This window comes from Enterobacter sp. MGH 4, from assembly GCF_000534735.1.
GTDB classification, from domain to species: Bacteria; Pseudomonadota; Gammaproteobacteria; order Enterobacterales; family Enterobacteriaceae; genus Enterobacter; species Enterobacter intestinihominis.
Window position 1 is genome coordinate 235,157 of sequence record NZ_KI973296.1, and the last position, 16,761, is coordinate 251,917.

Annotated in this window: 17 protein-coding genes, 2 pseudogenes and 1 other annotated feature; of the genes and pseudogenes, 7 read left to right on the forward strand and 12 right to left on the reverse strand. The window is 55.1% G+C overall.

Going from position 1 to position 16,761, the window contains the following annotated elements; all coding sequences use genetic code 11:
• Window positions 1-213: 213 nt before the first annotated feature.
• From ivbL to L350_RS03310, 3 genes are all read right to left on the reverse strand, one after another.
• Window positions 214-312, reverse strand: coding sequence for an ilvB operon leader peptide IvbL (gene ivbL / locus L350_RS23605; RefSeq protein WP_057979964.1), 99 nt, complete (start codon window positions 310-312; stop codon window positions 214-216).
• Between the two features lie 107 nt (window positions 313-419).
• On the reverse strand, window positions 420-899 hold the full coding sequence (locus L350_RS03320) for an Hcp family type VI secretion system effector (RefSeq protein ID WP_032626682.1): 480 nt from the start codon (window positions 897-899) through the stop codon (window positions 420-422).
• A 196-nt stretch (window positions 900-1,095) separates the two neighbouring features.
• A complete protein-coding gene (locus L350_RS03310) occupies window positions 1,096-1,809 on the reverse strand; it encodes a hypothetical protein (RefSeq protein WP_032626687.1) in 714 nt (237 codons plus the stop codon).
• Window positions 1,810-2,529: 720 nt separating this feature from the next.
• On the opposite strand from L350_RS03310, the gene tisB reads away from it, so the two are divergent.
• The 4 genes and pseudogenes from tisB (at window position 2,530) to emrD (ending at window position 4,971) form a co-directional block, all read left to right on the forward strand.
• Entirely contained in the window at window positions 2,530-2,619 is a 90-nt protein-coding gene (gene tisB / locus L350_RS23610; RefSeq protein ID WP_022646551.1) for a type I toxin-antitoxin system toxin TisB, read from the forward strand.
• Between the two features lie 64 nt (window positions 2,620-2,683).
• Window positions 2,684-3,130, forward strand: coding sequence for a GNAT family N-acetyltransferase (locus L350_RS03305; protein WP_023298965.1), 447 nt, complete (start codon window positions 2,684-2,686; stop codon window positions 3,128-3,130).
• 62 nt (window positions 3,131-3,192) lie between these two features.
• A pseudogene (locus L350_RS23615) lies at window positions 3,193-3,611 on the forward strand (EamA family transporter).
• 175 nt (window positions 3,612-3,786) lie between these two features.
• Window positions 3,787-4,971, forward strand: coding sequence for a multidrug efflux MFS transporter EmrD (gene emrD / locus L350_RS03300; protein ID WP_032626737.1), 1,185 nt, complete (start codon window positions 3,787-3,789; stop codon window positions 4,969-4,971).
• Here emrD and L350_RS23620 read toward each other — a convergent pair.
• Window positions 4,877-5,962, reverse strand: a pseudogene (locus L350_RS23620) (cellulase family glycosylhydrolase); the annotation flags it as partial. The gene emrD and the pseudogene L350_RS23620 overlap by 95 nt on opposite strands.
• A gap of 97 nt (window positions 5,963-6,059) precedes the next feature.
• On the opposite strand from L350_RS23620, the gene dsdA reads away from it, so the two are divergent.
• A complete protein-coding gene (dsdA, locus tag L350_RS03295; protein ID WP_032626690.1) occupies window positions 6,060-7,346 on the forward strand; it encodes a D-serine ammonia-lyase in 1,287 nt (428 codons plus the stop codon).
• Between the two features lie 32 nt (window positions 7,347-7,378).
• On the opposite strand, the gene L350_RS03290 is transcribed toward dsdA, so the two are convergent.
• The 4 genes from L350_RS03290 to L350_RS03275 form a co-directional block, all read right to left on the reverse strand.
• The gene (locus L350_RS03290; RefSeq protein WP_022646545.1) at window positions 7,379-7,726 is read right to left on the reverse strand and encodes a DUF202 domain-containing protein; all 348 of its coding nucleotides are present in this window, start codon (window positions 7,724-7,726) and stop codon (window positions 7,379-7,381) included.
• Window positions 7,716-8,063: a YidH family protein gene (locus tag L350_RS03285; RefSeq protein ID WP_022646544.1), complete on the reverse strand. Its 348-nt coding sequence runs from the start codon at window positions 8,061-8,063 to the stop codon at window positions 7,716-7,718. The genes L350_RS03290 and L350_RS03285 overlap by 11 nt, the downstream gene beginning before the upstream one ends.
• 92 nt (window positions 8,064-8,155) lie before the next feature.
• The gene (locus L350_RS03280) at window positions 8,156-9,478 is read right to left on the reverse strand and encodes a 6-phospho-alpha-glucosidase (RefSeq protein WP_032626692.1); all 1,323 of its coding nucleotides are present in this window, start codon (window positions 9,476-9,478) and stop codon (window positions 8,156-8,158) included.
• Window positions 9,475-11,097: an alpha-glucoside-specific PTS transporter subunit IIBC gene (locus L350_RS03275; RefSeq protein ID WP_022646542.1), complete on the reverse strand. Its 1,623-nt coding sequence runs from the start codon at window positions 11,095-11,097 to the stop codon at window positions 9,475-9,477. Before L350_RS03275 ends, L350_RS03280 begins: the two co-directional genes overlap by 4 nt.
• Window positions 11,098-11,318: 221 nt before the next feature.
• On the opposite strand from L350_RS03275, the gene L350_RS03270 reads away from it, so the two are divergent.
• On the forward strand, window positions 11,319-12,065 hold the full coding sequence (locus tag L350_RS03270; protein ID WP_032626693.1) for a GntR family transcriptional regulator: 747 nt from the start codon (window positions 11,319-11,321) through the stop codon (window positions 12,063-12,065).
• On the opposite strand, the gene L350_RS03265 is transcribed toward L350_RS03270, so the two are convergent.
• From L350_RS03265 to ibpA, 3 genes are all read right to left on the reverse strand, one after another.
• Complete coding sequence (locus tag L350_RS03265) at window positions 12,033-13,694, reverse strand: putative transporter (protein WP_032626695.1); 1,662 nt, start codon at window positions 13,692-13,694, stop codon at window positions 12,033-12,035. The two genes, L350_RS03270 and L350_RS03265, sit on opposite strands and share 33 nt — an antisense overlap.
• A gap of 172 nt (window positions 13,695-13,866) precedes the next feature.
• Entirely contained in the window at window positions 13,867-14,295 is a 429-nt protein-coding gene (gene ibpB / locus L350_RS03260) for a small heat shock chaperone IbpB (protein WP_022646539.1), read from the reverse strand.
• Between the two features lie 136 nt (window positions 14,296-14,431).
• A complete protein-coding gene (gene ibpA, locus L350_RS03255; RefSeq protein ID WP_003861094.1) occupies window positions 14,432-14,842 on the reverse strand; it encodes a small heat shock chaperone IbpA in 411 nt (136 codons plus the stop codon).
• Window positions 14,836-14,910, reverse strand: a sequence feature (ROSE (Repression Of Heat Shock gene Expression) occurs in the 5'-region of heat shock genes and acts as an RNA thermometer to modulate expression.). Its footprint overlaps the gene before it by 7 nt.
• A 247-nt stretch (window positions 14,911-15,157) precedes the next feature.
• Between ibpA and L350_RS03250 the strand changes: the two genes are divergently transcribed.
• On the forward strand, window positions 15,158-15,490 hold the full coding sequence (locus tag L350_RS03250) for a YceK/YidQ family lipoprotein (protein ID WP_032622035.1): 333 nt from the start codon (window positions 15,158-15,160) through the stop codon (window positions 15,488-15,490).
• On the opposite strand, the gene L350_RS03245 is transcribed toward L350_RS03250, so the two are convergent.
• Window positions 15,487-16,716 (reverse strand): YidR family protein, encoded by a 1,230-nt coding sequence (locus L350_RS03245; RefSeq protein ID WP_200480477.1) that lies wholly within the window; start codon window positions 16,714-16,716, stop codon window positions 15,487-15,489. The genes L350_RS03250 and L350_RS03245 overlap by 4 nt on opposite strands.
• Window positions 16,717-16,761 lie beyond the last annotated feature (45 nt).

Consider the following 16,761-nt stretch of genomic DNA (forward strand, 5'->3'; position numbering starts at 1 on the left):
TCTGAGCCAGCTTTACGCGTCGTAGTTCAGGTTGCAGATGCGTTGGCTGCGTTCCCTCACCCCAGTCACGTACCTATGTACGCTCCTGGGGATTCGCTCACTTGCCGCCTTCCTGCAACCCGAACTACTTAGCGTATCCGGGAGGGGTCCTAAACGAAAAACCCCGCCCGGTTTGCGCCGGCGGGGTTTTGGATTCGTGTGTTGATCCAGTCCCTACGGCGCATTGCCGACGACCACCACCACACGCACGACGACCACTGCGGCAGGTTGCGCAGTTTTTAGTAGGGTCGAGGTGAAGATGGATGAAGTCATTGGGGACCTGTGTTTGGAATCATTGATAGAATTTATACAAACACAGGTTTTCGGATGTGACAATGGAAATATTTTCAACTGCGCAAAAATGCGTCAGGGATCACGTTTCAGTACGTTGCTCGCTCATTCCAGGCATCACTATAGATGACATTGCCGTCACAATGCTTCCAGGTGATTTTCTCGTAGCGTATAAGAACCGTTTCAAGGTGTGTTCCGGTGTTTGCGCCGGGATACAGGTCTGGTGTTATTGAGGTTATTTTCACATTCTCCAGAAGGATATTAAAATATTCCTGTTCTAAACCCGCCTCATTAATCTGATACATCTTAATAGTGGCTGACTTGAGCATTCTTCCCGTACTCAGCGCCCGAAATAAAATCGGGGTTACACGATCAAATTCCTTCTGAAACATGACGGGCATGTGTATGCGCGTGCCCGTTAATTTCCCGGTATTTCCGTCGACTGGAATGTTGACATTATGAGTGAACGATTTGAGTTCAATTGCACCTTCACGCCCTGACACAAGGCAAGGGCCAACCATGGGAGAACCATTTTCATCTGTTAAAAACAAATAAGCTGGGTTTGACATAAAAAATCCTTTTTATATGATTTAATCGTACTTATCAAGGTGGCCGAAAATTATCGGATGAACAATAATAAATACAATGATAGAAATGAATGTTAGTAATACCCAGTGGTCAGGCACCAACCACAGGAACAAAGAGGCGCACGCAAAAATATAAACAGGAAATAAAATATCCGTAAATAGAATTGATAACAGACTCTTAAACATGCTCCTTGCCCTTTAAGTCTTTATAAATTGCATCGAAATCCTTATAGAATCCCAACTGCACCTTCTTAATGAGTTCAGACAGAAAAGGCTCAAAAAAGTAGTAAAGCATCTCCAGTTGTGCGGCATAGAGGGTGGCGTAATACTTAGGGTCCAATGTTTTCAGGCGACGAGCAGCAAGAGCGCACTTCTGTTCCGTTCCAATCAATTGAAGTGCCATGACAACGTTAGGTACGCGGCGTGCAAGCCGTTCGACGACGATTTCAGATAGCAGGCCTGATTCGGAAAGGGATTTGGCCAGACCCCATGCGATTGCTAAACGCGCGGCCTTGCTGGTCGGTATGTTATTAACAAGCCCTGTTACTTTTGAATCTATCTTACGAACGCGATTGTGTTCATTCCCATTTTCTGAATCGGAAATAACACGTTCAAAATAAAGATAGAGCATGTGTGCTATTACATCGCGATAACGGTAAAGCGAGAGAATTGAGAGGTACATTCTCTTTTCTTCTGAGAGAAGCTCGTCACATACATCGTGATAGCTGGGGATTAAGCATGACGAGTACCAACTTACACGCTCAATTCCTGAGTAAATATCAGAGCCGATCCCCTTTAATGCTCTCCATGTTCCTGCAACACCTTGCTGTCCATAAATAGCCAACTGCCTGTCACTCTGGAACTTCACCTTTAAATAATCAGATGCTTGCATAATGTATCCACACAATGATTGCGGCTATAGGAATATACATTGAAAAGTCCAGAAATTCAAACCAATAAAATTACTTCACATAAACATTCACATAAAAAATAAGTCAGTACGATTTTATTTATTAAGGTTATATACGAAACAACTTAATTACTTGAAGGGCATTAGCGGTTTATATTAGTTCACACATTTTTAGTTAAATCTTTGCAAAATGAGTCTAATACCTATCTCTATAAAGAGAGTTGCATAAGCGATGCTATCCCGTTCACAACGAAGCTAAATAGCAGAAACCTCGCTTTTATAGCAGCCTTTTTATGGGCAGACCAGAAAACAAAAAACCCCGCCTAAGCGAGGTTTTTATCAGGGTTTTGCGGTTGGTTGCCGCAGAACACACTGTGTTACGTCAACGCGAAAAGTATACGCGATCGAAGACGAACGCGCAATTCCGGCACGGATTTTGACGTTTTTGAGTATGGATCGCCTTCCAAAATTTGTCCATAAAATACTGTTCATGCATACAGTATTTATCTATACTGAGGGTGTTCGCAGTGAGCGAGGGGGCCGCAGTTTACCGGCGCAACGAAGCCCTGGCTGAAACGGGTGGTGCCGTCAGTGCCTTAACCCCTGAAGTGAGCACACTGTGTTACGTCAATCCAGGTGCTGGCCACAGGCGGCGGAAAGGTACGCCAGCATCGTGCTCCTTTTAACCAAAAGGAGACGCGTATGAGCGTCGTGGATATGGTCATACTTGTCCTCAAACTCATTGTTGCTGTATTGCAACTGCTTGATGCTGTCCTGAAATACGTTAAGTGATTCAGGTTCAAGTCGCACCTGAGAGGGGCGGGCAACCGCCCCTCTTTAATAACGAGGGAATGCTATGTCGCGTCTGTTAATTGAGCCTGTTACGCCTGATGAACCGGGCTATATCGCCCTGAAGGCCGAGAGTATCGCGTTAAATTTCAATATGCTGCGCAGGCTGGAAGAGAACTGGCAGCGCGGTGAGAATCGCTTTAACGCGCCGGGTGAAAAGCTGCTGGGTGCGTTTCTTAACGGCAGGCTGGTGGGCGTGTGCGGTCTAAATCGCGATCCATTCAGCCAGCAGCCGCGCGCCGGACGTATTCGTCATCTCTACGTCAGCGAAAAGTGCCGTGGGCTGGGGATTGGAAAACAACTTTTGACCGTGGTGATGGCGGATGCCAGCATCTGGTTTGATTTTCTTAATACCCATGCGCCGGAAACCGCGTACGGATTTTATCATCGGGCGGGCTTCAGGCTGGTGTCAGACGAGCCCCGGGTGACGCACCGCCTTTTTTGCGCAGTGTAAGCGGCTGGCAGCCTCGACGGGGGAATGTTACAGTTGGATGACATTTCACCAACCGATCCGCCATGTCCATCACCGTTTTCTGCATTTTACTGTTCGCCGCACTGCTGCATGCCAGCTGGAACGCCATCGTTAAAGCCGGAACGGACAAGCTCTACTCGGCGATCGGGGTCAGCGGTTCAGCCGCGCTTATTGCCCTGATTTTACTGCCTTTCTCTCCCCAGCCGACGGCCGCATGCTGGCCATATTTGTTCGTCTCCTGTGCGTTACACTGCTCGGCGGCGTCGGGACGATGGGATCTTACGGTCTGGCACTCTGGGCGATGACCCAGGCGCCGCTGGCGGTGGTCGCCGCACTACGTGAAACCTCTATTCTCTTCGGCGCATTCATCGCATTTGTGCTTTTAAAAGAGAAGGTTGTGGGCCTGCGCATCGCGGCGGCGCTGGGTATTGCAGCCGGTGCGGTCCTGCTGCGCCTGGCGTAATTCGCTGGCAACATTAGTTGCCGATCTTGTTTACAAATCCTGCCTTCACGCCTTCTGTCATTCATCACAGTAATGCTTAAATTGTCATCTCTCTGTGGTAGATTCCTCGCGCATTTATGGGAATGCGTAGTCACTTATTCTTTATTTATCTCTTTTGGCAAAAGTATTCAGCGACATGAAAAAGCAACGGAACGTGAACTTATTGTTGATGCTGGTGTTACTGGTGGCCGTCGGGCAGATGGCGCAAACCATCTACATTCCGGCGATTGCCGATATAGCAAAAGATCTGAGCGTCCGCGAAGGTGCGGTACAGAGCGTGATGGCAGCCTACCTGCTGACCTATGGCGTTTCACAGCTGGTTTATGGTCCCCTGTCCGATCGCGTCGGGCGTCGTCCGGTCATTCTGGTGGGCATGAGCATTTTCATGGTGGCGACGGTGATTGCCATTACTACGCACAGCCTGACCATCCTGATTGCCGCCAGCGCCCTCCAGGGCGTGGGCACCGGCGTCGGCGGGGTCATGGCGCGTACCCTGCCGCGTGATATGTACCAGGGCACCCAGCTTCGCCACGCCAACAGTCTGTTAAATATGGGCATTCTGGTCAGCCCGCTGCTCGCCCCGCTGATTGGGGGTCTGCTGGACACCGTCTGGTCCTGGCGCGCCTGTTACGCCTTCCTGCTGGTGCTGTGCATTATTGTCACCTTCAGCATGGCGCGCTGGATGCCGGAAACACGTCCGCAGGACGCGCCGCGCACGAAGCTCATCGCCAGCTACAAAACGCTGTTCGGTAATGGGTCGTTTACCTGTTATCTGTTGATGCTAATCGGCGGCCTGGCGGGCATTGCGGTGTTTGAAGCCTGTTCCGGCGTGCTGCTGGGCGCAGGTCTTGGCCTGAGCAGCATGGTGGTGAGCATTTTGTTTATTCTGCCGATCCCGGCGGCGTTCTTCGGCGCATGGTTCGCCGGACGTCCGAACAAACGCTTCTCTACGCTGATGTGGCAGTCGGTGATCAGCTGTCTGCTGGCCGGGCTGATGATGTGGATCCCGGGGCTGTTTGACGTGATGTCGGTCTGGACGTTGCTCATCCCGGCAGCGCTGTTCTTCTTCGGCGCGGGCATGCTGTTCCCGCTCGCCACCAGCGGCGCAATGGAGCCGTTCCCGTTCCTCGCGGGCACGGCTGGTGCCCTGATCGGCGGTTTACAGAATATCGGTTCCGGCGCGCTGGCCTGGCTTTCGGCTATGATGCCGCAGACCGGGCAGGCGAGTTTGGGCCTGCTGATGACCCTGATGGGGCTGCTGATTTTGCTGTGCTGGCTGCCGCTGGCGTCGCGCGTCCCGCATCACGAACAGCCGGTTTAACCGCATGATGGCCCGGCTTCTCGCCGGGCTTTTCACACACGGGCGCAATCATCGCCTGTAATAACGGCTCTGGCGCAGGCCGCCAGGCGCCCTCTTCCCCGTCGTAAAACTGGAAGTCCGCGTTAAGCGCATACGGGATTTTCACCTTTTGCAGCTCGCAGGCCATAAAGTTGGCGAAGGCCATTTGCGAAGCGGTTGGCGTGAGGTGGTTTGACTCCCCCACGCCCCAGCCCCCGACCCAGCTAACGTGCCCGGTTTTTTGCTGCCAGTGCAGCGCGGCATTGATTCGGTTACGGATAGCCGCTTTCTCAGCCGCGGTTCCGGACGTCCACGGGTATCTGCCGTTCGTTTTCAGCGGACCCCAGGGGAAAATATGCCATTCCGCCAGCAGGTAATTCTGGCTGTGTGCGGGCAGCTTCAGGCTGGATAAATCCTCCGGCGCGGCGCGCAGACGAGGGGCGATAAAAATCATGCGGCTGGCATCAATGACGTGAATGTCTTTGATCGCTTTCTCATACACCCGGTTGAGCGAAGCAACGTTGTGGTTGAGCTTGTCCGCCGGTTCGTAGATCAGGTCAAACCCCAGCAACGGCGAGCGCTGACCAAAATAGTGCGCCACGGCAATCCACCAGTTGATCACCGCTTTTTCGGTATCCGCTTTCGGATCGTTTTTATATTCATCGGCCTGATAGGCGATGATGGGGATGACGCCGTATTGCTCGCAAGCCTCCACCAGCTTACGCAGGTGAATCAGCCGCGCTTCCGTCGGTTCGCCCGCCACCCGAATACGGACATGATGTATGCCTTTCGCCTGGAAATCACGGACCACCAACGGGTCGAATTCGCGTATACCGCGCTCGGTGCGGGCCCAGTCGACATCCATTCCGACGCCCAACATCTGCGCGTAACGGGCAGCCGTCAGGGGTGGCTCAGCGGCACAGGCCCAGCCGGAAGCGAGCGCTAACACGGTGACAATTAACGGCTTTAACACGACGCCCCTTGCAAATAATCAAATGCTTTACTCTGTATTTAGCATGCTTTTTCACAATTGGTGTAGAGTCAAAACGAACTAAATTCTGAGACAGATTATGAAAACGACTGACCTGACCGGCCTCATTGACCGGTTTCCGCTGCTGGCGGATTTGATTGCCCTGAAAGAGCTCACCTGGTTTAATCCGAACACCACGACGCTGGCGGAAGGGTTGCCATATGTCGGGCTGACCAAAGCCGACGTGGACGACGCGCATGCGCGCCTGAAACGCTTCGCGCCGTATCTGGCGAAAGCCTTCCCGGAAACGGCGGCAACGGGCGGGATTATCGAATCCGAACTGGTCGCGATCCCGGCGATGAAAACGCGTCTGGAACAGGAGTTTGGCACAACGATCCCCGGCACGCTGCTGCTGAAAAAAGACAGCCATCTGCCGATTTCCGGCTCCATTAAAGCGCGCGGCGGTATCTATGAGGTGCTGGCCCATGCGGAAAAACTGGCGCTGGAAGCCGGGTTGCTGAGAGTTGAAGATGACTACAGCATCCTGCTGGAGCCACGCTTTAAAGCCTTCTTCAGCCAGTACAGCATCGCGGTGGGTTCAACCGGCAACCTGGGGATGTCCATCGGCATTATGAGCGCGCGCATCGGCTTTAAGGTCACGGTGCATATGTCCGCCGACGCCCGCGAGTGGAAGAAAGCCAAACTGCGCAGCCACGGCGCGATCGTCGTGGAATATGAGCAGGATTATGGCGTGGCGGTGGAGCAAGGGCGCAAAGCGGCGGAAACCGATCCAAACTGTTTCTTTATTGACGATGAGAACTCACGCACGCTGTTCCTGGGCTACGCGGTTGCAGGTGAGCGCCTGAAAGCGCAGTTTGCCGCGCAGGGGCGCGCGGTGGATGCTGAACATCCGTTGAATGTCTATCTGCCGTGCGGCGTCGGCGGCGGCCCCGGCGGCGTGGCGTTTGGCCTGAAGCTGGCCTTTGGCGATAACGTCCACTGTTTCTTCGCCGAGCCCACGCACTCCCCGTGCATGCTGCTGGGCGTTTACACCGGGCTGCACGATGAAATCGCGGTGCAGGATCTGGGTATTGATAACGTGACGGCGGCGGACGGTCTGGCGGTAGGTCGCGCGTCTGGCTTCGTGGGCCGCGCGATGGAGCGTCTGCTTGACGGGTTCTATACCCTCTCCGATCAAAGCATGTACGACCTGCTCGGCTGGCTGGCGCAGGAAGAAGGCATTTGTCTGGAGCCGTCGGCGCTGGCGGGGATGGCCGGGCCGGTACGCATAACGGCGAATGCTAACACTACACACCTGGTCTGGGCGACCGGCGGCGGCATGGTGCCGGAAGACGAGATGGCGAAATATTTAGCGAAAGGGAAGTAAATATGCCGGGTGGCGGCTGCGCCTTACCCGGCCTACAGGTGCAAAATTTGTTGAATGTGGGTGACCGCAAACAGCAGTGACAGCGACAGCACGGCCAGGGCGATAAGGAACTTATCCCGCACCGCCTTCGGCTGTACAAAGTCGCTCTGCGCCACGTCCATCAGGTTACGGCTGCGGGTGTAGCGCCATAAAATGATGGCTACCAGCGCCAGCACAACAATGGAGATCCAGAATGGCGCCCCCGTGCGGTGCCAGTTGTGCTTAATGGCAAGCGCGATCAACGCACCATACCCCAGCAGCGTGCGCAGCCAGGCCAGCGAGGTTCGCTCCGGCTGAAGCCCGGGGTCCGCTTCCCGCCGCGCTTTGCGGCTATCCGGCATACAGCACCAGTAACATCACTACGCCCGCAACCATCAGCAAAATCGTACTGATGATGATCAAACCGCGCGTGTAGGGGAGATCCTGCTTCAGACGCATCGCCTTTTCATTTCTCAGCCAGCGCAGATAGCCATAAATCGCCAGCACGCCGGCAATCAGGCACAGCAGCAGGGCCAGCACTTCGCGAATCAACGGAGTGGCAAAATCGGGGGCGAGCTGATCAAGGCCGACGCCTGCGGCCAGAAAGCCCAGGGCGGTGCGGATCCACGCTAAGAACGTGCGTTCGTTAGCCAGTGAGAAGCGGTAGTCCGGCGCTTCACCGAGGCGGGAAATGTTCATGAAGGTTCCTTGTCGTACAGCATGCAGGCTTCAGCATAGCGTAATTCAGCCAGGACAAGGAGACCGGCATCTGGCGATGCCGGTCAGAAAGATTAGTGCAGCTCTGGCCAGTAATCCTTATTAGCTTCAATCAGATCGTCCAGAATCGCCTTCGCCACCGATGCGCTCGGTACGGTTTTCGACAGGGTAATCGCCTGCCAGAGTTTCTGATACGAGCGCTGCTCCCAGGCGTCCACCACCAGTTTTTCCACCGCCACCTGTTGGCTCATGAGCCCTTTCTGGAAGTGCGGAATATCACCCACGGTCAGCGGCTCCGGTCCGTTGTGGCCGACCAGACACGGAATTTCTACCATCGCGTCGGCGTCAAAATTATGGATAGCCCCATTGTTAGGCACAATCAGCAACATGCGTTCCTGGGTATTAAAGGCAATCGCGGTCGCCAGATCGACGATGTACGATGCATGTTCGTCGATTTCCAGTTCACCGGCAGAAGAATGACCGGCTTCGATAATCGCCCGGCATGAACTGAATACATGCTTCTCACGGTGATCCATCACTTCATTGGCGCGGGTACGCTCCGGGTTGGAATGGGCGACCACATAGTCCGGGAACAGGTAATACTTCAGGTAGGTGTTCGGCATGGTGTCCGTATCCAGCGCCTGTACGTCTTTGGCCTTGGCGAAGGTATCGTTCCAGCTCGCTTCAGTATGCGCATCTTCCGAAGGTGGAACATAACCGTTTTTCGCCACGTATTCGCGCAGTTTCGGCATCAGATCGTTTCCGTTCAGATCTTCAATCGACGTCCACCAGCCGAAGTGGTTCAGACCGTAGTAGCGCACGCGCATCTCTTTGCGATCTTTCAGGCCGACGATTTGCGCCATACGGCCTTCAATGCCGATCGGCATGTCGCAGATGTTGAGAATTTTCGCGTTCGGACGCAGGCGGCGCGTGGCTTCCGCGACAATCGCCGCCGGGTTGGAGTAGTTCAGCATCCACGCGTTCGGGGAGTACTGCTCCATATAATCTACCAGCTCAAGCACGCCGCCGATGGAGCGCATGCCGTAGGAGATGCCGCCCGGCCCGCACGTTTCCTGGCCCAGCACGCCGTGGCGCAGCGGGATTTTTTCATCTTTTTCACGCATCGGGTATTTGCCCACGCGAATATGCGCCATCACGAAATCCACATCGGTAAAGGCTGCTTTCGGATCGGTGGTGTAACTAAATTCAATCTCAGGCGCCTGCTCCCTGAGGATGATTTTGCACGCCTCGGCGATAACCTCCTGACGTGCTCCATCATTGTCATAGAACTTCAGCGCACGCAGCGGGAAACGGTCACGGTTGGCTAACAGCATCAGGACGATACCAGGCGTGAATGTACTGCCGCCGCCTGCAATAACAACTGAGAATTTTTTCATGATATAGCCTCTGTCAGAGTGGTTTGTTCGTTTGTTAAAGGGGTTTTCATCAGCGATTCCAGCTGGTCGCGCACCTGAGGAACGTGCAGACCGACAATCACCTGAATGCCGTTGCCGCGTCGCACCACACCGTGTGCGCCCAGGGCTTTGAAGACGTCGTCGCTTTGGGTTTTCGTCATATCCACCAGGGCGATACGCAGGCGGGTGGCGCAGTTATTGATACTTTCGATATTTGCTGCGCCGCCGAGCGCCTGTAAGAACCCAGCGGCCTGTCCGACCTGCTGGCTGGCTGCTGCCGGGGCGGTGGTTTGCCCACGCGCCGCCTTATAGTCGGCCTTGCTGTAGAGCTTGATTTCGCTCTCTTCCCGGCCCGGCGTTTTCAGATTCAGACGTTCGATAAGCGTCCTGAAGACCACGAAATAGAGAGCGGTGAAGCAGAGGCCGATGCCAATCTGGGTGAATACCGTCGAGGCGTGGTTATGGAACATCGGGATCCAGTTTTGCGGCAGGAACTGGTCCAGCAGACCGCCCCCCATGTTCCCCACCACCCCGAAGGTATACATCACCGTCGCCATCGTTGCGGCCAGCACGGCGTGGATGGCAAACAGCAACGGCGAGATAAACAGGAAGGTGAACTCCAGCGGTTCGGTAATACCCACCAGCACGGCGGTAAGCGTGGCCGGAACCAGCAGCCCCGCAACCTTGACGCGGTTTTCCGGCGACGCGGTGTACCAGATCGCCAGCGCAATCCCGACCGAGCCAAACACTTTCGAATTGCCGTGCAGGGCGAAGCCGCCTTCAGGGAACAGTGTTTTCAGCGGCACAGTGCTCTGGCTGAATTCCTGCAGGTGCTGCGCCCAGTAGACCTGAATGCCGCCCTCTACCGCCGCCGGGCCGAAGATAAACGGACCGTAGACGAAGTGGTGCAATCCGGTTGGGATCAGAATGCGTTCCAGGAAGGTATAGACCCATACGCCGAGCGCACCGGCAGAGCGCAGGAACGCCTGCAGGGACTCAATGCCCATCTGCACTTTCGGCCAGCCCAGCAGCGTCAGCCAGGCGCAGGGGATCATCACGAAGAACGCGAGGATAACGACAAACGAGGTGCCCTGGAAAATCCCCAGGAAGACTGGCAACGGCTTGTCGAAAAATCGGTTGTGGATGGCGGTGACGAGCCCGGAAATGATAATCGCCCCGATGATGCTGGTATCAAGCGTTTTGATTCCGGCAATCATCGCCAGCCCGCTGCCAGCAGTGGGTTCAGCAGAGAAGTCGACGCCAAAGAAGTGACCCCAGGTCATCCCCATCGCGTTGATAAAGTAGTTCCAGGTCAGAAAGCTAATCAGCACTGCCAGACAAGCGCGGCCCTGCGCCTGCTTTGCCAGGCCAATCGGTAAGCCGACAGCAAAAATCAGCGGCATATTGCGGAACACCGCCCAGCCGCCCTCTTCGATGATGTGAACAATCTGCGCGAACAGATGATCGGGGGCCGTTAAAGCTTCGCCGACAAACAGCGGGTTGCGAAGCATGATGGCGATCCCGACCACGATCCCGGCAAAGGGAAACAGTAAAACCGGGGTGAACATGGCGCCGCCAAAACGTTGTATTTGACTGAGCATTTTTAAATCCTCATGAAACAACCTGTAGGGGTAGAGGCCTTTATGATTTTTTACTGGCCTGAGGTGAGCATAAGAAGTTACTGATGCGGGAACATGGCGTGCCGCTGCGATTCGTGATCGCATTCATGGTTTTAATTTGACCAATCAGGTCTACTTATGAGGGCAAATATGGACAAGTTAAGACGTAATCCACGCCATAACGGGCGAGCAGAGGTCTACAGGTGATCTACAAATCTATTGCCGACAGATTGCGGCTACGGCTCAATTCGTCGGACTACAACATTGGCAGCCCGTTACCCGGCGAAAAAGCGCTGGCAAAGGAGTTTGGCGTAGCCCGGATGACCATCCGCAAGGCATTGGATCTGCTGGTAAGCTGGGGGCTGGTTGAACGTCGACACGGCAGCGGGACGTTCGTGGCGCGCAAAGACGTTCATCATGAAACGACTAACCTGACCGGGCTGGTGGAGGTACTGCGCCAGCAGGGGAAAGAAGTGCAGAGCAAGGTGTTGCAGTTTGAAGTGATGCCCGCGCCGCCCGCCATCGCCAGCCAGCTGCGGATTCAGGTTGATGAGCGGATCTATTTTTCAAGGCGGGTGCGTTACGTGGACGGAAAACCGCTGATGCTGGAGGACAGCTTTATGCCGGTGAAGCTGTTCCGCAATCTTTCCCTGGCGCATCTCGAAGGGTCTAAGTTTGATTACATCGAGAAGGAGTGCGGGATCACCATTAGCGGCAACTACGAGAGCCTGACGCCAGTGCTGGCAGATAAACAGCTGGCCGGTTATATGAATCTGCCGGAACAGACGCCGTTGCTGCGCATCACCTCTCTTTCCTACAGCGACAGCGGCGATTTCCTCAACTATTCCGTGATGTTCCGGAACACCAGCGATTACCAGGTGGACTACCATCTGCGGCGTATCCACCCGGAAGACTTATTAGCCCATCCCCCAGAACAGCACCGCCAGTAGTTGCGGGGTGATAATGCGCAAAAACATCACCAGCGGATAGACCGTGGCGTAGGACAACGCCGCCGCGCCGCTGGTGGCGTGCAGGTTATTGGCGAACGCCAGCGCGGGCGGATCGGTCATGGAACCGGCCAGCATGCCGCACAGCGTGAGATAGTTCATTTTAGCGAACATACGCGCCAGTAATCCGACCGTTATCAGCGGGATGGCGGTAATGAATATGCCGTAGCCTACCCAGCTCATCCCTTCGCCGTTAACCAGGGTATCGACAAAATCGCCGCCGGATTTCAGCCCCACCACCGCCAGAAACAGCACGATGCCCAACTCCCGCAGCGCCAGGTTAGCGCTCGGCGGCATAAACCAGTAGAGCTTACCGATGGAGCCGATACGCCCGAGGATCAGCGCCATAATGAGCGGCCCGCCTGCCAGCCCCAGCTTCAGTGCTACCGGGAAGCCGGGCACGTACAGGGGGATGGAGCCAAGCATGACGCCAAGCCCGACGCCGATAAAGACCGGCAGCATCTGCACCTGCTGGAGTTTTTGCTGGGCGTTGCCCACCATGTCCGCTACGGCATCAATGGATGAAGGACGCCCGACGAGGTTGAGAATATCACCGAATTGCAGGCTGGCATCCTGGCTGGCCACCAGCTCGACACCAGCGCGGTTTAGCCGGGAGATCACCACGTCATAACGCTCTTTTACCTGCAAATCGCGTATTTTCTTGCCCAGGACCTTCTCATTGGTCACTACCACGCGCTCCACGCGCATGTCCGTTCCACGGGTTGAGAGCGAGGTATCCACCTCCTGACCAATCACCAGCCGGGCATTGTTTAAATCCGCCGGTTGCCCTACCAGATGCAGGAGATCGCCGTGCTGAATGAGGGTGTCAGGTGAAGGCACCATCAGCGTGTCGTCACGTTTCAGGCGTGAACAGATAATGGTCGCGCTGTTCAGAATGGGAACATCCTGTATCGCCATATTATTCAGGTTGGGGTTTTCGACGCGAATGTTGATGGTTTTAATAAGCGCATGGCCGTTGGTCAGCGTGCTTTCATGCTCTTTCGCCTCCTGCTCGACGTTAATGCGGAACAGCACGCGCACCAGCCACATGGAGAGCAAAATACCGCAAATGCCAAACGGATAGGCCATGGCGTAGCTCATCCCCATCTGATCGACGACATCAGCAGGGATACCCAGATCGCGCAGAATTTGCTGGCCCGCCCCGAGCGCGGGCGTATTGGTTACGGCGCCGGAGAAGATGCCCAGCACGACGGGCAGCGGAATAGCGAAGAGTTTGTGCAGAATGGCGGTGACCAGCCCACCCATCACGACGATGCCGAAGGCAAAGAGATTAAGGCGTAAACCGGAGACGCGCAGGGAAGCGAAGAAGCCCGGCCCCACCTGAATACCGATGGTATACACAAAGAGGATCAGGCCGAACTCCTGGATGAAATGCAGCATATCGGCGCTGAGCACCCACCCAAGCTGGTCGGCAAAATGGCCGACAAAAATCCCGCCGAAAAGCACCCCGCCAATCCCAAACCCGACGCCGCGGATTTTGATATTCCCCAGCCATAGCCCCACTACCGCGACAAGGGCCAACACGCTGACGGTTAACGCGATATCACTCATGTTCCACATCCTGTGTATAACCTTAGTTATAACAGGGATTCTCTCAGAGCTGGCGGCGGTTGTATGGGCGATGGCGCACAAAAAAGCCCTGCCGGGGCAGGGCCTTGTGCGGTCTGTGAGCGTTGTCGGGTGGCGGCTGCGCCTTATCCGACCTACAGTTTCGGCGGGTTTGTTAACTGTTTAACGCCGGCCTGTCGCTAATGGCGATGCGCTGCGGCGCGATAGCTTCCGGCACGTTACGGGTGAGGTCAATATTCAGCAGCCCGTTAGTGAACGTCGCGCCAGAAACTTCCATATGGTCTGCCAGGGTAAAGCTCAGGCTAAACGGCTGAGTGACAAGCCCCTGATGCAACCATTTGGTCTCGGTGTCTGGTTTTTCCGGTGACCCTTTAACGGTCAGGCGCGTACCCTCAAGCTGGATGTCGAGATCTTCCTGACGAAACCCGGCCAGCGCAAGCGTGATGCGGTAGTGGTTATCATCGCTTTTTTCGATGTTGTACGGCGGAAACGTCTGCTGTTCGGTTGCGCTTTGCAGCGCGTTAGCCAGTTTGTCAAAACCGATCCACTGACGCAGCAGGGGGGAAAAATCATAGTTACGCATACTAAATCTCCTTCTGAGAAGCGAGTTCGGCACAGTTTATTTTTGTGCGCAGTTGTACCTGCAAACCCTTACGGATTCGCATATGCTCCCTTTACGGCAAGCAATTTCAGGTGGGCCGCAGCCGCGACCCGCTTAATTAATTGATTTCGATACGACGCGGTTTTTTCTCTTCCGGAATCACACGTTCCAGTTCGATAAACAACAGGCCGTTCACCAGGTTCGCGCCCTTGACGTGGATGTTCTCAGCCAGCTGGAACTTGCGTTCAAAGTTGCGCTCTGCGATGCCCTGGTAGAGGTAGGTTCGTTCTTTCTGCTCGCCCGCATGGGAGCCTTTCACCACCAGCAGATTGTCCTGCGCGGTGATCTCCAGTTCGCTCTCTGCGAAACCGGCGACAGCAATCGCAATGCGATAGTGGTTTTCGTCAACCAATTCAACGTTGTAAGGAGGATAGCCGTTGCTCTGGCTCTGGTTGTTTTCTAAGTGGTTGAACAGACGATCAAAACCAATGGCAGAACGGTATAGCGGAGAGAGATCGAAATTACGCATAGATAAAAACTCCTGGAATCAGCGAGAAAATGTAGCCTTCCACCATGGACAGGCTTCTGCTTCCCCGAACACCCATCAGGCGTGTCCGTTATCGGGTTACATTCTTAAAATGGGTCTGGATACGGCCTTTTCAAGCCTGTTGATGTGAGATTTTTTTGCACTTTGCTGGTTGTCGCATAGACTCAGGGGCACAGCACAAAGGGTTAAATTGCGATGGCGACCACAGTGCGGGAGTTTTGAGCTATCCATTTTGGACGCGCCTCGCTATAACCCTGAGTTGCAGGTCAATGCCGTGCTACTAATGATGACTGAGTGATGATGAGAAATGTTCTGATTAAGCTGGCGACGTTCAGCGGGGTTGTTTTACTTTGCGGGTGTTCGAGCGTGATGTCGCACACCGGCGGTAAAGAAGGAACATATCCGGGGACGCGCGCCAGTGCCGCCATGATCTCTGATGATGAGACAAACTGGGGTACCAAATCTCTGGCGATTCTTGATATGCCGTTTACGGCGGTTGCCGATACGCTTCTGCTGCCGTGGGATATGTTCCGCACCGACAGCTCAGTGCGTTCGCGCGTTGAGAAAAGCGAGCAGGAGACGCTGGCGACTAACTCCGTCATCCCGCCCGCAGAGATGACCCCGCGCTAATTCTGTGCGGTTTCCGTTAGCCACAGCTGGCGGAAACCGTCCTTCTCTTCCATCCACGCAACAAAACGTCCGTCCGGGGAAAACACCACAGCGTCAGCAGACGGCGGGTTGCCATGATCGGACGTCAAAAACGTCACCTCTCCGGTCTGCGCATCGCAGCAGGCAATGCGGCCTGCAAGCACAAATCCCAGCCCGTTGCCGGAAGGATGCCAGTTAAAGGCCGACTGAATATCGCTCTCAGCGTGGGTCAACTGACGCGGCTCACCGCCTTCAGGGGAGATAAGCCACAGCTGCACAATGCCGTTATCGTCCCGCATTAAAAACGCAATCTGCGTCCCCTGTGGATTGCTGCGCACCCAGTGGCGCGGCACGTTCACCAGCCCCGGATACGCCTTCTGATGGGTGAAGGTAAGGCGGCGTTGCATGACGCCCGCAGGCGGCGCGGGCATTGTATCCGGCGTCCCCTGCAACGGCGCATCGCCCGCCCGTTTCCAGCCCTGCTCGTCCTTGGGAAGGTCCACAATAAACAGTTCGGGCACTTTCTCGCCTTTCGCAGACACCGTATCGCCGATAAACGCCAGCCTGTCGTTGTCCACCCAGCCCTCTTCATAGGCGCGGTTGATCTCATCGCTGCCCGGTTGCGGGTTCGGCGTTGTCCGGCTTACCAGCACGCTCCAGAAGGTGCCAGCATATTCCCGCGGATGGTTCCCCTGTGGATTTACCGGACCAAAAGGCGCCGCCACCCCGACGTTACGCAAATCCAGCTGCGGATCGCGCGCGTGCAGTACATGGTCGTTGTAGGTAAAGCTGACGAACTGCCCGTTCGGGCTAAAAACGTGAACGTGGCTGCCGCCACGCAGCGCCCCCGCCGTGTAAGGCGCGGTGATATCCATCGCATCAAGATTGCTCACCTGGCCGTTGTGCGCAATCACTCCCTGACGATGGTGAAAATCATACTGCCAGTCTGCATCCGGTTTTTTCGGGCCGTGGATAAAAACATATTTGTCCTGCGCCGGATGAACGGTCACCACGCCGACATGCGCGCCGTCAGTCGCACGGTAGATCACCTCAACCTCGCCCGTAATGACATTGACCCGCTCAATGGTTTTACCGGTAAACGACGCGCCGGACGGGCGGACATCATAGACAAGCCACTGGCTGTCTGGCGTCCAGATGTTGATGTTGGTGAGCTGGTGGTTGCGGGAAGCGAAGGTGATTTGTTTCATGAAAATACCCTGATGCGCGGTTATCGCATCAGGGTAAAACATCCG

Bases quoted from the DNA above. Each gene is read 5' to 3' on its own strand.
- ivbL (WP_057979964.1), bottom strand. From the start codon at position 312: ATGACTTCATCCATCTTCACCTCGACCCTACTAAAAACTGCGCAACCT.
- L350_RS03305 (WP_023298965.1), top strand. From the start codon at position 2,684: ATGTCGCGTCTGTTAATTGAGCCTGTTACGCCTGATGAACCGGGCTAT.
- L350_RS03265 (WP_032626695.1), bottom strand. From the start codon at position 13,694: ATGAGTGATATCGCGTTAACCGTCAGCGTGTTGGCCCTTGTCGCGGTA.
- L350_RS03320 (WP_032626682.1), bottom strand. From the start codon at position 899: ATGTCAAACCCAGCTTATTTGTTTTTAACAGATGAAAATGGTTCTCCC.
- emrD (WP_032626737.1), top strand. From the start codon at position 3,787: ATGAAAAAGCAACGGAACGTGAACTTATTGTTGATGCTGGTGTTACTG.
- L350_RS03310 (WP_032626687.1), bottom strand. From the start codon at position 1,809: ATGCAAGCATCTGATTATTTAAAGGTGAAGTTCCAGAGTGACAGGCAG.
- L350_RS03285 (WP_022646544.1), bottom strand. From the start codon at position 8,063: ATGAACATTTCCCGCCTCGGTGAAGCGCCGGACTACCGCTTCTCACTG.
- ibpB (WP_022646539.1), bottom strand. From the start codon at position 14,295: ATGCGTAACTATGATTTTTCCCCCCTGCTGCGTCAGTGGATCGGTTTT.
- L350_RS03290 (WP_022646545.1), bottom strand. From the start codon at position 7,726: ATGCCGGATAGCCGCAAAGCGCGGCGGGAAGCGGACCCCGGGCTTCAG.
- dsdA (WP_032626690.1), top strand. From the start codon at position 6,060: ATGAAAACGACTGACCTGACCGGCCTCATTGACCGGTTTCCGCTGCTG.
- L350_RS03275 (WP_022646542.1), bottom strand. From the start codon at position 11,097: ATGCTCAGTCAAATACAACGTTTTGGCGGCGCCATGTTCACCCCGGTT.
- L350_RS03245 (WP_200480477.1), bottom strand. From the start codon at position 16,716: ATGAAACAAATCACCTTCGCTTCCCGCAACCACCAGCTCACCAACATC.
- L350_RS03250 (WP_032622035.1), top strand. From the start codon at position 15,158: ATGATGAGAAATGTTCTGATTAAGCTGGCGACGTTCAGCGGGGTTGTT.
- tisB (WP_022646551.1), top strand. From the start codon at position 2,530: ATGAGCGTCGTGGATATGGTCATACTTGTCCTCAAACTCATTGTTGCT.
- L350_RS03280 (WP_032626692.1), bottom strand. From the start codon at position 9,478: ATGAAAAAATTCTCAGTTGTTATTGCAGGCGGCGGCAGTACATTCACG.
- ibpA (WP_003861094.1), bottom strand. From the start codon at position 14,842: ATGCGTAATTTCGATCTCTCTCCGCTATACCGTTCTGCCATTGGTTTT.